A 15,042-nucleotide genomic window follows, 5' to 3' on the forward strand; every position below is an offset into this window, starting at 1 on the left:
TAATGAAATTCATAACTAACGTGATCTCTTTTATAGTTTTACTTTTTCGTTTGACCAGATAGTTCGACAGACTTTTGTGTACAACGTTGCATAGCTGAAATGATGGCTGTTCGTAAGCCTTTTTCCTCTAATGTAGCTACAGCTTCTATCGTTGTTCCGCCAGGGGAACAAACCATATCTTTCAATTCACCAGGATGTATTCCTGTTTCTAGTACCATTTTTGCAGATCCTAATACAGCTTGAGCTGCGAATTTATATGCTTGATTTCTTGGCATACCATCTAGTACAGCAGCATCTGCCATCGCTTCTATTATCATATATACGTATGCTGGTGAAGAGCCACTTACAGATGTTACAACATCCATTAATTTTTCACTTACAATCTCTGATTGACCAAAACTATTGAAAATGTTTAGCACATCTTCTAAATCTTTTTCTGTCACCATTTCATTCGGGCATAATGCTGACATTCCTTCTCCAACAAGAGCAGGAGTATTAGGCATTACTCTTACAACTTTTAAGTTTTTATTAAAGGCATTTTCAGTACTTTCAATACTTTTACCAGCAGCGATCGTAACGATGATAGCATCGTTTTTTATTACTTCTTTAATTTCGTTAATTACTAACGGGTATAAGTCTGGTTTAATTGATAAAATTAAAATATCAGCATTTTTAGCGACTTCATTGTTGTCAGTAGTTATAGTTATTCCGTACTTTTCACTAGCATTTTCTAAATTTGTCGTGTTTAAATCTGAACAAATGATATGATTTGAAGACACTATCTTTTTGTTTAGCATCCCGCCAATTATAGCCATCCCCATATTTCCGCATCCGATGAATCCAATTTGTTTATCCATAATAATTCAATCTTGCTCCTTTTTAATAAATTATATCATTTCGAAATTGTTATCTTAATATAACAATAACATCTCTGTGCAATATAAAGAAACATTCTAAGAGAATATATTCCTTTTTGCAACATGAAAAGATAAAAAATAATTATATTCGACATTATGTAAATATATACACTATAATGTAAGGTTTATGTTTATAAATATGAGTTGAACTTTTATCAATTTGTATTTTCATTCAGTAGAGCAATAACTTCATACAAGTAACTCGCAGCTCTATTTATTTTTAAAAATACCTCTTGACACCAAATCGAACTATATCGCATAATATAAAAAAATTAAACCGAAAATCGTTGAAGGGAAATAGTACATATGTCTTCTTGCGAAAGAGAGTGGAATTCACCGGCTGAAAGATTCCTCGTATAGAATATATCGAACCTATCCCTGAGTCTTAAATGAAAGTTTAGGCGTTCGCCTGCGTTATAGGCACCAAGTGGATATCTATGTATATCAATTAAGGTGGTACCGCGGAACAATGACCGTTTCGTCCTTTTTATTTTATTAAGGGCGAAGCGGTCATTTTTATTTTGCTCTTAAATAGGCTACGTGCAGCACTCATAAGAATAGAAATCGCTGCAAGCTGTATGAATAGAAGTGTAATTTAGACTTGGGGGATAAAAAAGTGAAGAAACAGCGAATTGTTGTAAAGATTGGGAGCAGTTCCTTGGCAGATAGTCACGGAGGCATTTCTAAAGAACAACTTTCAGATCATGTTGCCGCATTAGCTCGATTGAAAGAGGAAGGGCATGAAGTTTTGTTAATTACATCTGGGGCTGTCGCTGCAGGTTTTTCTGCTCTAGGATATCCTAGCAGACCTGTAACAATTAAAGGAAAACAGGCTGCTGCGGCTGTCGGACAAAGTTTGTTAATGCAGGCGTACACGGAGGAATTTCATAAATACGGTATCGTTACTGCACAACTATTGCTGACGAGAAGTGATTTTTCTAGAAAAGAACAATATAGTAACGCTTACGCGACGTTAGGAGAGTTACTAAACCGTTCTGCTCTTCCAATCATTAATGAAAATGATTCCATCTCTTTAGAGGAGTTAACGTTCGGTGATAATGATATGCTGTCAGCTTTAGTAAGCGGACTTGTTTCGGCAGATATGCTTATGATTTTTACAGATGTGAACGGTTTATATGATAAAAATCCTCAAAAAAATGAGGATGCGAAAAAATATTATTTCCTTCCTGAAGTTACAGAAGAACTCGCTTCTCTTGCTGGAGATGCTGGTTCAAAACTTGGGACTGGTGGTATGAAATCAAAAATCGACGCTGCAAAGACAGCGCTCTCTCTTGGAGTAAGTGTATTTATCGGAACAGGACGTGGACAAGAGAAATTTGTTGATGTTTTAAAGGGGAAAGGTGACGGGACGTATGTCGGAAATGCCCCTCAAAAAGAAATGAAGATGAACAAGCAATGGATTGCCTTGCATTCGCTTGTTAGCGGTCAAATTGAAATAGACGCTGGAGCAACTACAGCTATCATTCAGCATGGCAAGAGTCTTCTTCCTGCGGGTGTTACAAATGTGTCAGGATTTTTCAAAGTTGGTGATGTTGTAGAAGTCATGACGCAACAAGGGCGCGTAATTGGAAAAGGACAATGCACATATAGCGCAGAGGAATTAAGAGAGATAAAAGGTATGCAAAGCCAACATATTCAAGCAAGAGGCGAAAGGCATAATTATGAAGTCATCCATAGGGATCATTGGGTTTCACTTTAAGAATAGTGATGTTAAAAAGGAGGAAATAAAAATGAATGAAGTGTTAGCAAAGGGGAAAAGAGCGAAAGAGGTTGCTAGGGAACTGGTACTAAAATCTACACATCAAAAAAACGAAGCACTTGATGCAATTGCAAATCAATTAATAAGTGAAACAGCTTATATTTTAGAGGAAAACAAACGAGATATCGAAGAAGGTAAGGCAAAAGGATTTTCGGATTCACTCCTTGATCGTCTTAGGCTAACTGAAAATCGTATTATTGATATGACAGAGGGGATTAAGCAGCTAATTGAATTACGTGATCCTGTAGGAGAATGTGTAAGTGCATGGGAAAGGCCAAATGGATTATCTATTCAGGAGATGCGTGTACCACTTGGTGTTGTTGGCATGATTTATGAGGCAAGACCGAATGTGACGGTGGATGCTGCTACAATTTGTTTAAAAACTGGAAACGCAGTCATATTACGTGGTAGTTCTTCTGCTATTCATTCTAATAAGGCGATCGTTGCCGTTATTCACAGGGCGCTCAAACAAACAAGCTTACCTCAAGAAAGCGTACAGCTTATAGAAGATACAACGCGAGTTAGCGCAAAGCAGTTGTTTACAATGAATGATTATTTAGACGTTCTTATTCCAAGAGGTGGCAAACAATTAATCGATACTGTTGTGAGAGAAGCGTCTGTTCCAGTACTTGAAACAGGTGCGGGAAATTGTCATATTTTTATTGATGAAACAGCGAATACGCAAATGGCAATTGATATTATTATAAATGCAAAAACGCAGAGACCATCTGTATGTAATGCGATTGAAACGATTGTACTTCATGAGAAGTGGGCACAGCAATATGGTAGCGAGTTGTTTTCTTCTTTGAAGGAAAGAGGCGTGGAGCTACGTGGTGATCAAAAAGCATTGGCATTGGATTCTTCAATTGTACTTGCTTCAGAAGAAGACTGGGGGACAGAATTTTTATCTCTCACGCTGGCAGTTAAAGTAGTTTCTTCTATAGAAGAAGCGATTCATCACATAAATACGTATGGATCTATGCATTCTGAAGCGATTATTTCAGAAAACGAGGAAAACGTTAGCAAATTTTTCGTATCTGTTGATGCGGCTGCACTGTATCATAATGCATCAACTCGTTTTACTGATGGATCTGAATTCGGATTTGGAGCAGAAATTGGTATCAGTACACAAAAGCTACACGTAAGGGGACCAATGGGGCTTCCTGCATTAACTTCTACAAAATACGTCATTCGTGGAAATGGACAAATTCGAAAATAAAAATAAAAGACACTCCATTTGTTTGGGTGTCTTTTATTTTAAAAATTATTTACCATACAAAAAGCCCAACAAGCATAGCGCTTAATAAGGAAACAGCCATTCCGCTCACAAGAAGCTTCCAAACATTTTTCCCGATGACTGATGATTTTTCGCCGCCAAATAATGAATTGTAAGTTCCATAAATCATACCTACTGTACTAAAGTTAGCAAAAGAAGCTAGAAATGTTGTGGCAACCGCAACCGTATGCGGTTGTAAAGACTTTAAGTTTGATTTTAAATCCATCATTGCAACAAATTCATTCGTCGTTATTTTGATCCCCATTAGTTCAGCTACATACATAGCATCACTGCCCGATAAACCGAGTAAAAAAGCGAAAGGACTAAAGATAATGGAGAAGATTTTTTGTATTGTTAACCCCGTTACAAAAAATCCTAAAATCCCATTTAAACATGCAGTTAAAGCTACATAACCAATTACCATAGCTAAAATAACGATAACCATATTCATCCCGACTAACATACTGTTTGAAATAGTAGAAAAGAAATCCTTTTTTTCATGTTTAGAAGGTGTGTAAACAACATCTTCTTCTTTCGAAACTTCCACAGGATTTAATACATTGGCTAAAATTAATGCGTTAATACAGTTTAATGGGATTGCGCTGAAAATATAAGTTGCTGGAACCATTGATAAATAAGCGCCAAGAATGGATCCGCTAACGCTACTCATACTCATAATCCCAAAAGTTAATAATCGATTTTCTTTTAAAACAGATAATTGATCACGAACAACCGCAAGTGCTTCGGTGTTTCCTAAAAACATCATTTGAATCGAAAAGAAACTTTCTAACTTTGGTAAACGAGAAATCTTTGAAATAACTGCACCTACTTTATCAATAATCCAAGTTAAGATTCCAAAATAAGAAAGAATATCAAAGAACGTGATAACAAAAATGATAGGAAGTAATGCGCTAAAGAAGAAATCAATTGTTTGATTTTCCATAGCGGAAGGAAATGCAAATCGAATTCCTTCATTTGCACATGCCAGTAGCCAACTGAAAAATGAAGCAATTTTATTAATGATAATACTGCCTAGCTTTGTGCCTAACATAAACCACGTAATAAAAAGCTCCAATATGATGAGAATTACAATTGGTCTCCATTTTATATGTTTTTTATTAGGCGAACATAAGTAAACAATTAATATGACAACGAAAATCCCTAACATATTCAATATGAAATACATGTCAACAACTCCTTGAGGCTTATTATTTGTATATAAAAAAGCCTCTATTCTTCCAAATTTGGATTATGATTAGAAGTTATGAAGAAGGTTAATGATGTTTGGGATTCCTGTATTTTAATTTGCTTTATTTTGAGCAATCGCAGTATTTACAAAACAAGTAGCTATTTTCAATTATTTGGTTGCATGTTAAACGTAAGCAAATGTAAACATCGCTTATAAATAAGAACGGTGAGTTGGCCATGAACCTTGGAGTTTTCGAAGTTGTATAATTTGTCCTGTATGATAAGCATCGTGCAAAAGGATATTCATATATTGTTGCCAAATTGGTAGAGAAGGCTTTGGTTGGTCTAGTTCTGCTTCTTGAAAGGATGTTAATGAAGATAGTAAGGCATCATGTACTTGAAGCGTTCGTTTCACTGTTTGCTGCCAAGCATCATCATCATTAGGTCCACCTTGGCTAAACGTATCATCATTATTTTGTGGAGCAACAAATGTATCATCTTCATGAATGCGGGAAAGTAAGCGCTCTTTAAAGACTAATAAATGGTTCACATTTTCCCAAATCGTATTACTGGCAGCACCTTCTGATTGCCAACATGCTTGTTCAGCGGTAAGATTCTTTAACGCTTCTGATATTGGTGGGTACCATTCTTCTTCGTAAAAAACTTGTTGGACTCCATTTTGCAACATTTCTTTTCTTCCCATCCGTATAGCCTCCTGTTCATTTTCTTCATAAAATACATTCTCTTTTCGTTTCAATATACCTTCTCTATAGCTGAGCAAGAGAAGGAAATGCAACGTATAACAGGGCCGTTAATAATCAAGATTTTCATTGAGTCAGAATGAAAAAGAGTATAAACCTTTCTCTATTTGCTCATTGATTAGAGTTTTTTTGAAGTCGTAAAATAATTCTAAAAATATAGAAGGTTAAATTCGATAAAAATAGAATTTAATATATAGCAAACAAGGAGGGATAAAAATGGAGGTCTATCACATAACGAGTAGAAAGAGGGAAACTTATAACGTTCAAGTGAAATATTCGATACTTTTCGAATGTGCGCTTGGCATTGCTGCGATTACTCATAAGCGGTTAATTGATACTCTTGAAAAGAGCCAAAATGAATGGGAAGAAATTAAGAAATCATTAACAGAAGAAATGAGAGAGCACTTACAATTTGTCGAAGAACATAATACGTGGAAAGCATTGCTTCAGTTGTTGTATGAAGAAGATTTTCACGATGTATCGCAGTTTCATACTACAATCGATTCACTTTCAGAAGTAGATTTGAAGTATATATGTTTACCGTTTTTAGGGGAGAAGTATGAAGAGAAAAGACGTTTAGCCGCAAGTAAAGATGTAAATGCAATACATGAACTAATGGAACTGACAAAAGATCATCAGTTTTTCTCTACTTATATTCGTTTTATATGCGATGTTGATGTACAAGTGCTGAAAGCCCATTTAATTGCTGTTATGACAGGATGGTATGAGAGCGTTATTCAAAAAAAGGAAGAAGAAATACGTTCTATATTAAAACGAGATTATGAAGCAAAGGTTGAAATGAATAAAAAGATGAAACCAGAAGAGTTTGTCGAGTGGGCTACAGGTGGCGTTCATTATATGCCAGAACCAAGTGTTCATTACGTGCTTCTTATCCCGCAAATGACGTACAGGCCTTGGAATATTGAAGCGGATATTGAAGATACGAAAGTATTTCATTACCCAGTTGCAAACGAAAGCATCCATCCTGAAGATCCATATGAACCGAACTATTTTTTAGTTCAAAAACATAAAGCTCTTGGAGATGAAGCGAGGTTACGAATTGTAAAAATGTTGTTCGAAAAAGAACGAACATTGCAGGAAATTACAGAAAGACTGCAACTTGGTAAATCTACTGTACACCATCATTTGAAATTGTTACGTGCGGCGAAGTTAGTGGATATACATGACGGAAAATATGTATTAAGAAAGAAAGCAGTACAGTCTTTAGCGAAAGAATTAGATATGTTTTTGAATAGATAATTAACAACGAGAATGTACATAAAGGGAGGAATATAAAAGAAAAGTTGGTGTGTGAAATTGAAACATGTATTGAAAAACCGTTCGTTCTTTTTTATGTGGATTGGTAGTGCAATCTCAGAATTAGGAGGGGCTTTCGGAACGTTATGTAATTCAATTCTAGTATATGAGTTAACAGGATCGGAAATGGCTTTAAGTAGTATGTGGTTATTATATTTCATTCCATCACTCATACTGCAATTAATAAGTGGCCCATTTATTGATAAATGGAGCCGGAAGTGGATTATGATTTTTTCGCAATGGGTGCGAGCTTCCGTTTTCTTACTACCGTTAGTCATGTTACTTACTAGTAGTATAGAAGTTTGGCATGTGTATATCGTACAAATTATAATCGGGCTTATTACGCCGCTGTATACACCTGCAAGTCAAGCAATTACACCGAGCATTGTAAATGAAGAACAACTTCAAGACGCAAATGCATATATTGATGGGATGGCTCGACTTATGATGTTTCTTGGACCAATATTAGGCGGAGTGGCCATTCATTTGATTGGAGTAGAACTTACACTATCTTTCGTATGTATTTGTCTATTTGTTAGTGGCGCTTTTTTACTTTATATAAAAGAAAAGCGAACAACACAATCCATTCGGAAAACGTGGCTAGAACAGTTTCTTCACGGTTTTACATATTTTTTCACAAAACCAGTTATCGTTTGGCTCAGTGTCTTTCTTACTTTCGTGCAATTTGGAGTTGGGGTTACGCTAGTTACAAACCTTCCTTATATAAAAGATGAGCTGTCAGCAGGGTATGCGGAGTTTGGTTATTTTATGGCTGGTTTCCCGTTTGGCTATGTAATTGGATCAATACTAGTCGGAAAAGTAACATATAAAAGCCGGCGTATACTCATGCTTGGTGGATTGTTTATAGGAGGACTAACATACATTTCTCTAGGGTTCAATCATAGCATTATCATTGCAATAATAGTTGAAGTAATAGCAGGGATTTGTATTTCATTTTTCAATGTTCATAACACAACAATATGCCAACAAACAGTACCAAACAATATGACAGGACAAATATTTTCAGTGCGTTTATTTTTCATACGATCCGCTATGCCGTTAGGTGTGTTATTAGGAGGCATACTAAGTGAAATGTGGGGAGTAAGATCACTTTACTTTATCATCGGTGCGATTATATGTGTTACTTCTTTAATAGGAATATTCCTTCCATATTTCAAATTTTTAGATGAAGCTGTTGAAGAGAAAATAGCATAATTCAAACAATTAAAACTTTTTAATTGAAAATAATTATCATAATCAACTATAATAGAAGAATACTAGTATTCGTATTAAAAAGAGGGAGTGGAATATATGTTTATCGAAACGAAAACATTTACAGTCAAAGAAGGTACATCAAATATAGTTGTAGAACGTTTCACTGGCGAAGGTATTATTGAAAAATTTGAAGGCTTCATCGACTTGAGTGTTCTTGTGAAAAAAGTAAGACGCGGCGACGAAGAAGTTGTCGTTATGATTCGCTGGGAATCTGAAGAAGCATGGAAAAACTGGGAAACAAGCGAAGAACATTTAGCAGGGCATAGAGCGAGTCGTGGGAAACCAAAACCAGATCATATCATTAACGTTGATCACGCAGTTTATTATGTAAAATCATCGAAAGCGGCTTATCAACAGTCGTAATATATATGTATGTAAAGGTAGAGGATATTTGTTTAGGAATAAACAAATATCCTCTTTTTTGATTTATAGTAAAATATGGATGTGATATATGTTTTATTGTTTCGTTAAATGGAGGTAAATGAAGTGAAAAAAATGTTTGGAGGTTACAAATGTTAGAAGCACAGACATCTATTAAACATGAACAACATAAAAAATTAGTGCAAACAATAGTAGCTGAAATCTTATCAATAGATAAGGTAACTGGATGTATGCTTATCGGTTCTGTCGCAAGAGGTGATGCATATCCTGATTCGGATTTAGACTTATATATTCTTTTAGAAGACGGACAAAAGAAGAAGTTTCATTCTGAAACGAGAGAAGAAATTTTAGTTGAATATAAGTATGCGGGTGTTAATCAAATACTAGTAAACTTTCAAAACAATCCGATGGAACTATACTCATTTTTAGAAGGGGAAATTTTGTTTGATAAAAGCGGTGAGCTAAAAAAGTTAAAGGAAATAGCTGCATATGAATTTGAAAACTATCGTGTTTCTAGCGACAAAGTGAAAAGTATTTCTCATTGGTTACATAGTTCGCTCATTAAAATTCAGTCTGCTTTGAAAGCAAATGATGAGTTAAAAGCTTCATACATCGTTCATACTTCAACTTGGACATTGTTAGAAGGGATATGGGCTATTAATAATAAACCTACACCGCCAGCGGGATCTGTTTTAAGGTATATTCAAACGCTGCCGAATAAGCCAATTCATTTGAAAGCATTCCTTCATAAATTATTTTTAGGGGATACGAAAGAACGTATTGAATCGGCAATCGTGTTAATGGAGTGGGTGTTACATAAATAATAGTGTCTAATGTTGTTGGTAAATCGATATCTCGTTTCTAAGAGCCTATATATTGGGAAAATCGTTGATATAAATTTCATATACTACATAACTAGCAACTAAAAGAGCGTAATCTAGTCTAATTTCCAGCTAGATTACGCTCTTTTTAATCCAATTGAATCTCAAATTCAAGCACAGCTTGATCTTTCCTAAACGGCATATTGAGTTCTTTAAATCGTAAGCTTATTCCAGACGAATTCTCAGGAAGGGCAGGAGATATAACGAAATGATGACTAAAATGTCCATCAGTGCCGCCACCACCTTCTGGCCAGCAGTCATATGTATTATCTATTGATAATTGGAAGAAACTATGAGGCTTATTTTCATTGAAAACTTCATCAGTGGAATCCCAATCGCTATATAAATAAACTACACTAGCATTTGCGTATTGCCGAATAAAAGTTACCGTATACATGATACCATTATGTTCATATGTTTTAAAAACCGGTATATGTTTTGGGAATGCAGTTGGTTCAACGCGAGGTTTAAATTCCCCTTCGTCCATCATGGATGAGAAAAGTGAATTTAGATAATCTGGATAAAATCCGTATTGCTTTGCCCATTTATAAATAGCTTCATCATGTGGAAAACCTGGATCACCACCTGAAAGTTCTTTCCGTTCTTTTAATAGGGCACAAATTTTTTCATCGATAGTATATAATCTTTCATCGTAATAATCAGTAGGGCGTTCAAAATTCATTCGTTGCATAATCATTCCTCCTTTTCTTTATTTTAACAAAAAAAAGAAAGGGCAATACATTTTTAAATATAAGTATTAAGTGTTAATTTAAAATCATTTATAAATCAAATATTGTAGACTTAAAATGAAGTTTGAAAACAAGTTCTATTTTGCAAAGAAATTGCTTATGCATAAAATAATAATAATGTATGAATCAAGCAGGTATCCCATATGGTAAAGTACGAAACTATTAGTAGTACAGTGAAATTAATAGGAGGTTACCGCTATGACAGCTGTTTTTAAAGATATGGCATTCCAGCTAAAAACGGAACGACTCGACCTGAATATGTGGGAGGAATCAGATGCAGTCTGGCTGAGACAATTAATTGGTGAACGTGGTGTGGACATGCCAACCATTGAATCTGTTCGTAGCTCTCTTATCGAAATGCGCAAGAAAGCAACTGAAAATGGCATTTCTCTTCTTACTATACGTAGGCGAGAAGAAGGGGATTTCATCGGATACTGTGGCTTAATTATCGGTCGAGCCACGCTTGAAGAGCCGGAGATTGCATACGAGTTGTTCCGTAGTGCTCATCGCATGGGTTATGCGACAGAGGCAGCATCAGCGGTATTGGAGGCTGCGATTGCTACGGGGCGCAAAAGACTATGGTCTACTGTAGGCGCTTGGAATACTGCGTCTTTTCGGGTGTTAGAGAAGTTAGGATTTAAGCGACATCATAGTACGTTTGGCGAACGCGGTGAGATTGTTTGGAATGTGCGCGATCTGTAGAGACCTGGCCAAATTTGAAATAATAAGAAATGTCAAAGAAAGCCCATATGTTAGGTATGGGCTTTTCCTTATAGTAAATCTTGATTTTTTATTTATTTAAGTGTAATAGTCTATCTCTCACCTTAATTTTTCACATCATTATATAATTCCAATGCCTCTTTCACATTCAATCCATTTTTCACGATACCATGAATCGCTTGAATCATCGCAGCAGGATGTTCAGATTGCCATATGTTTCTGCCCATATCGACGCCAATTGCGCCTTCTTGCAGTGCATTGTACGTAATGTTTAATGCGTCTTCAATTGAATCTAGTTTTGGACCGCCAGCGATTACGACTGGGGCAGGGCAAGTGCTGGTGATTTTTTCGAATCCTTCGCAGTAATACGTTTTAATAATGTCAGCACCCATTTCAACGCATACACGGGAAGCGAGTGCTAGAAAGCGTGCTTCACGTTTTTGCAGTTCTTTTGCAACTGCGGTAATGCCGAGTACTGGCAGACCATAATCGTGTGCTTCTGAAACTACATTTGCGAGATTTGATACGGTTTGTGTTTCATAGTCTGATCCGATGAAAACAGAAACACCGACGCCAATTGCGTTTTGTTTTACTGCTTCTTTTACAGGTGTAACAATTGTTTCATTTGCTAAGTCTTTACCGACGACAGTAGCTCCGCCTGATACACGCATAACCATCGGTGTGCTGCAGTTTTCAGGAATACAGGAGCTAAGTACGCCTCGAGTTAAAAAGAGGGAATCTGTGTAAGGAAGTAAGTTTTTAACTGTTTCAAGTGGTTGTTCAAGCCCGTGAATTGGTCCTAAAAAGTAGCCGTGATCTATCGCTAACATAACCGCTCTGCCATCAGGTAAAATTGTATTTAATCGATTTTTAAATCCCCAAGTCATTCAAAATCACTCCTTCGTTAATGTTGGATTTTCCGTTTGAACAGTATCTTTATTTGGTAAATGTGGTGACTTTATAAAAACCGCTTTAAAAGGTTTGTCAGAATGGTTAATAAGATAGTGAGATTCATGAGGACGAACTTGCAGGACATCACCTTGTTTCATTGGAACTCTTTCGTTATTTACATAGAAATCTATTTCACCTTCTAATGCATAAAAGACCTCTTCGCACGTCGTATGATAATGGTTTTGAAACTCTTGCCCAGGCTGAATGACAACAAGGCCAAGATCAATATTCGGACCTTGTATTAAATATTTCGGCCCGTTATCACCGAAGCGATAGGAGAAGTCATTTTCATTCGCTTTTAACATACATTCCACTCCTTTATGTAATGTGTTACAGTGCACCAGGCGCAATCCACATATGTGAAGTGAGCCCTTTATCAGCTAAAGCGAGCTGACTGTCATATACAGTTTTCCATGTTTCATAGAACTCTTTATATAGTTCGTGATTTTCAGTAACTGGTTCGAATGTTTGCTCCCACTGTACAAACTGTTCGGCAGTCTCTTCCATAGATGCATATATGCCAGCACCAACTCCTGCAGCAATCGCAGTTCCTAAAGCAGCTGCTTCTTTCACAACAGGTACTTTTACAGGAATACCAAGGACGTCTGATAAAATTTGTGGCCATAGTTTTCCTTTAGCGGCACCACCAGCAAAAATAACTTCAGAAGGGAATAGACCAGTTAGATTTTCTATTAATTGTAAGTTTCCAAGTGTTACGAAGGCGGCATTTTCTTCAATAGCACGGAATAGCTCTTTTTTTCCACATTTGTCAGCATCTAAACTTAAATTTAAAAAAGAAGGTGCGGCATGACGCCAAGAAATGTAGTTCATAACGTTTGAAAAAGTAGGGATAATGCCATGTGAGCCGACAGGTACGTCTTTCGCTTGTTCTTCTAATAATTCATAAGCATCTACACCGAGTTTGTCAGCAAGTTTCTTTTCCTCTTGGCAAAAAGCGTCTCGAAACCAGCGCATAACGAGGCCTGGGAAAAAGGCAATCGTTTCGTATTGCCATAGGTTACGTACGACGTGACAATTTATACGAATCGCAGCTTGTGGATCTGGTATTGGCTCAGTAACATTCACTTCTTGTTGCCAAAAACTACCTCCGCATATTAATGTTTGATTCGGTTTTACGACTCCAGTTCCGAGTGATGCCATTTGAGCATCTCCGCCCCCGGCTACGACAGGAATTCCTTCACGTAATCCAGTTAATGCTGCACATTCTTTTGTAACATTACCAATCACAGTGCCAGCTTCATTTACTTTTGGCGAAAATAGTAAAGTTATACCACACTCTTTAGCTACATCGTTATCCCAATTTCTATTTTGTAAATCAAAGATTCCAGACGTACAACCGTTTGAAGGATCAATTTGCAGCACGCCGCTTAGTTTATATAAAATCCAATCGTTTAACATTGTAAAAGAGTGAATAGAATTATAGACGTCGGGTTCATGTTTTTTTATCCAAAGTAGGCGAGGTAAAGCACCTAATGAAAAAGTTTGACCAGACTTTGTATATAAATCTTTTTCAAGATGTGACCGAATTTCTTTTAGTTCACTAACCTCCGCGGATGCACGCCCATCAACATTTGCACACGCCCATATTTCTTGCCCATTTTTATCATATAAAACAAAACCTTCTCGCATACTAGTAGCGCTAATAGCTTGAATGGAAGAGGGCGAGATATTACTTCTTTGTAAAACTTCTTTCGTGCATTGTTGTACAAGCTTCCAATTTTCTATTACATCAAAGTTCATAGAGCCTGAATAACGAGGGTCAGATTTATGAATCCATTCTTTTTGACTTACTGCAATTTGATTACCCTGTAAATCAAAAAGAACTGCTCGTATGCTTCCTGTACCAGCATCGAAAGCTAATAAATTGGACATTAACAATCACCATCCTTTCGTAATAAGGAGAGGGCAGTTTCCTCATCGGTAATTAATGTATGAATAAACTTTCCTTTTAAGGCACCATAAATTGCATCTATCTTTTCAGTACCTCCAGCAACACCAATGACATGCTTCATTTTACGTAGAATCGAGAGTGGCGTACCAATTAGTCGATTATGATGCGGGAGGTTTAATAAATCCCCATTCGTATTATAAAACTGCCCTAAAATATCGCCAGCTCCGTTTTGACTACGAATATATGTCATCTCACGTAGCGTTAACTTTTCTTCTTTTACAATCGTTGCATCTTGAGATAGCCCACCAATCCCAACAACAGCCGTATGAGCAAGTGAAGCGACATGAAGCATATCTTTTACACTCGGTTCTGATAGAATACTTTGTGCCATTTCGGTTGTAGACGCTAGAAACGGCGTAGGGATAATGTGAAGATCACCTTGCATGTAATGTAAATAGTTTTGTTTTCTCGGGAGATAGTGATTTACTCCGCCTGTTAACGTTACGATTGAGAGATTAATAGAACTTTCGAAATGAATGTTTTCTAGCATTTTGCTAATTGTTTCTCCCCAGCCAATACCGAGTAAATCTCCTTGCTGGAGCTGAGTTTCTAAATATTGTGCAGCAGCTTTTCCGAGAGAATCGTGATAATTGTTTACTGGGGTCGGGATAATAAAAGCATCTTTTAAGTGGAATTTTTTCATTAGGTCACGCTCAATACTTAAACAGTGCAAACCAGTCCCTTTTACGTGAAATGTAACGATACCTTCACTCCGCGCCTTATCTAATAACCGGACGACTTTATTTCTTGAAATATGAAGAAGTGAAGCGATCTCCTGTTGTGTTAATTGGTCCTTATAATAGTACCAAGCTACTTTCGTTAATAAATTTTCTTCAAAGTTCAGCTGAGTCATACTTTTCATCCCTTTCAACAA

At 36.5% G+C, this 15,042-nt stretch carries 15 protein-coding genes and 1 other annotated feature; of the genes, 7 read left to right on the forward strand and 8 right to left on the reverse strand.

Annotated features, from left to right (window positions below; translation table 11 throughout):
• Positions 1–38: 38 nt before the first annotated feature.
• Positions 39–857, reverse strand: coding sequence for a pyrroline-5-carboxylate reductase (gene proC / locus MR070_RS12025; RefSeq protein WP_242261383.1), 819 nt, complete (start codon positions 855–857; stop codon positions 39–41).
• A gap of 338 nt (positions 858–1,195) precedes the next feature.
• Positions 1,196–1,406 (forward strand) — a binding site (T-box leader).
• Between the two features lie 127 nt (positions 1,407–1,533).
• Between proC and proB the strand changes: the two genes are divergently transcribed.
• Together proB and MR070_RS12035 are read left to right on the forward strand one after the other, a co-directional pair.
• Complete coding sequence (gene proB, locus MR070_RS12030; protein WP_242261384.1) at positions 1,534–2,637, forward strand: glutamate 5-kinase; 1,104 nt, start codon at positions 1,534–1,536, stop codon at positions 2,635–2,637.
• Between the two features lie 31 nt (positions 2,638–2,668).
• Positions 2,669–3,916: a glutamate-5-semialdehyde dehydrogenase gene (locus MR070_RS12035; RefSeq protein ID WP_242261385.1), complete on the forward strand. Its 1,248-nt coding sequence runs from the start codon at positions 2,669–2,671 to the stop codon at positions 3,914–3,916.
• A 49-nt stretch (positions 3,917–3,965) separates the two neighbouring features.
• Here the strand turns inward: MR070_RS12035 and MR070_RS12040 are convergent, their stop codons facing one another.
• On the reverse strand, positions 3,966–5,159 hold the full coding sequence (locus tag MR070_RS12040; protein WP_000273612.1) for a NupC/NupG family nucleoside CNT transporter: 1,194 nt from the start codon (positions 5,157–5,159) through the stop codon (positions 3,966–3,968).
• Positions 5,160–5,372: 213 nt separating this feature from the next.
• The gene (locus tag MR070_RS12045) at positions 5,373–5,864 is read right to left on the reverse strand and encodes a DinB family protein (protein WP_242261386.1); all 492 of its coding nucleotides are present in this window, start codon (positions 5,862–5,864) and stop codon (positions 5,373–5,375) included.
• 274 nt (positions 5,865–6,138) lie between these two features.
• Here MR070_RS12045 and MR070_RS12050 point away from each other — a divergent pair, with 274 nt between their 5' ends.
• From MR070_RS12050 to MR070_RS12065, 4 genes are all read left to right on the forward strand, one after another.
• Complete coding sequence (locus MR070_RS12050) at positions 6,139–7,182, forward strand: ArsR/SmtB family transcription factor (protein ID WP_242261387.1); 1,044 nt, start codon at positions 6,139–6,141, stop codon at positions 7,180–7,182.
• A 57-nt stretch (positions 7,183–7,239) separates the two neighbouring features.
• Entirely contained in the window at positions 7,240–8,454 is a 1,215-nt protein-coding gene (locus tag MR070_RS12055; RefSeq protein WP_242261388.1) for an MFS transporter, read from the forward strand.
• A gap of 96 nt (positions 8,455–8,550) precedes the next feature.
• Complete coding sequence (gene hmoA / locus MR070_RS12060; protein WP_000469503.1) at positions 8,551–8,877, forward strand: heme-degrading monooxygenase HmoA; 327 nt, start codon at positions 8,551–8,553, stop codon at positions 8,875–8,877.
• Positions 8,878–9,026: 149 nt separating this feature from the next.
• Positions 9,027–9,719: a nucleotidyltransferase domain-containing protein gene (locus MR070_RS12065; RefSeq protein ID WP_139895296.1), complete on the forward strand. Its 693-nt coding sequence runs from the start codon at positions 9,027–9,029 to the stop codon at positions 9,717–9,719.
• 145 nt (positions 9,720–9,864) lie between these two features.
• Here MR070_RS12065 and MR070_RS12070 read toward each other — a convergent pair whose 3' ends face one another.
• Positions 9,865–10,467 carry a hypothetical protein gene (locus tag MR070_RS12070; RefSeq protein WP_242261389.1) on the reverse strand — a complete coding sequence of 201 codons (603 nt, stop codon included), beginning with the start codon at positions 10,465–10,467 and terminating at the stop codon, positions 9,865–9,867.
• A gap of 256 nt (positions 10,468–10,723) precedes the next feature.
• Between MR070_RS12070 and MR070_RS12075 the strand changes: the two genes are divergently transcribed.
• Positions 10,724–11,227 (forward strand): GNAT family N-acetyltransferase, encoded by a 504-nt coding sequence (locus tag MR070_RS12075; protein WP_044792864.1) that lies wholly within the window; start codon positions 10,724–10,726, stop codon positions 11,225–11,227.
• A 122-nt stretch (positions 11,228–11,349) separates the two neighbouring features.
• Here the strand turns inward: MR070_RS12075 and lsrF are convergent, their stop codons facing one another.
• The 4 genes from lsrF to MR070_RS12095 are packed head-to-tail and all read right to left on the reverse strand — an operon-like array spanning position 11,350 to position 15,021.
• A complete protein-coding gene (gene lsrF, locus MR070_RS12080; RefSeq protein ID WP_138321804.1) occupies positions 11,350–12,132 on the reverse strand; it encodes a 3-hydroxy-5-phosphonooxypentane-2,4-dione thiolase in 783 nt (260 codons plus the stop codon).
• Between the two features lie 6 nt (positions 12,133–12,138).
• Positions 12,139–12,501 (reverse strand): cupin domain-containing protein, encoded by a 363-nt coding sequence (locus tag MR070_RS12085; RefSeq protein ID WP_000909989.1) that lies wholly within the window; start codon positions 12,499–12,501, stop codon positions 12,139–12,141.
• A gap of 25 nt (positions 12,502–12,526) precedes the next feature.
• Positions 12,527–14,089 (reverse strand): autoinducer-2 kinase, encoded by a 1,563-nt coding sequence (lsrK, locus tag MR070_RS12090; RefSeq protein ID WP_242261390.1) that lies wholly within the window; start codon positions 14,087–14,089, stop codon positions 12,527–12,529.
• Positions 14,089–15,021 carry a sugar-binding transcriptional regulator gene (locus MR070_RS12095; protein WP_242261391.1) on the reverse strand — a complete coding sequence of 311 codons (933 nt, stop codon included), beginning with the start codon at positions 15,019–15,021 and terminating at the stop codon, positions 14,089–14,091. The genes lsrK and MR070_RS12095 overlap by 1 nt, the downstream gene beginning before the upstream one ends.
• Positions 15,022–15,042: the final 21 nt, after the last annotated feature.

This window comes from Bacillus cereus group sp. BfR-BA-01453 (genome assembly GCF_022662915.1).
GTDB lineage: Bacteria > Bacillota > Bacilli > Bacillales > Bacillaceae_G > Bacillus_A > Bacillus_A paranthracis.

Excerpts from the sequence above, each read along its gene's own strand:
- proC (WP_242261383.1), bottom strand. The coding sequence starts at position 857 with ATGGATAAACAAATTGGATTCATCGGATGCGGAAATATGGGGATGGCT.
- MR070_RS12085 (WP_000909989.1), bottom strand. The coding sequence starts at position 12,501 with ATGTTAAAAGCGAATGAAAATGACTTCTCCTATCGCTTCGGTGATAAC.
- MR070_RS12050 (WP_242261387.1), top strand. The coding sequence starts at position 6,139 with ATGGAGGTCTATCACATAACGAGTAGAAAGAGGGAAACTTATAACGTT.
- lsrF (WP_138321804.1), bottom strand. The coding sequence starts at position 12,132 with ATGACTTGGGGATTTAAAAATCGATTAAATACAATTTTACCTGATGGC.
- MR070_RS12075 (WP_044792864.1), top strand. The coding sequence starts at position 10,724 with ATGACAGCTGTTTTTAAAGATATGGCATTCCAGCTAAAAACGGAACGA.
- MR070_RS12035 (WP_242261385.1), top strand. The coding sequence starts at position 2,669 with ATGAATGAAGTGTTAGCAAAGGGGAAAAGAGCGAAAGAGGTTGCTAGG.
- MR070_RS12065 (WP_139895296.1), top strand. The coding sequence starts at position 9,027 with ATGTTAGAAGCACAGACATCTATTAAACATGAACAACATAAAAAATTA.
- MR070_RS12040 (WP_000273612.1), bottom strand. The coding sequence starts at position 5,159 with ATGTATTTCATATTGAATATGTTAGGGATTTTCGTTGTCATATTAATT.
- MR070_RS12095 (WP_242261391.1), bottom strand. The coding sequence starts at position 15,021 with ATGACTCAGCTGAACTTTGAAGAAAATTTATTAACGAAAGTAGCTTGG.
- MR070_RS12045 (WP_242261386.1), bottom strand. The coding sequence starts at position 5,864 with ATGGGAAGAAAAGAAATGTTGCAAAATGGAGTCCAACAAGTTTTTTAC.
- hmoA (WP_000469503.1), top strand. The coding sequence starts at position 8,551 with ATGTTTATCGAAACGAAAACATTTACAGTCAAAGAAGGTACATCAAAT.
- MR070_RS12070 (WP_242261389.1), bottom strand. The coding sequence starts at position 10,467 with ATGCAACGAATGAATTTTGAACGCCCTACTGATTATTACGATGAAAGA.
- lsrK (WP_242261390.1), bottom strand. The coding sequence starts at position 14,089 with ATGTCCAATTTATTAGCTTTCGATGCTGGTACAGGAAGCATACGAGCA.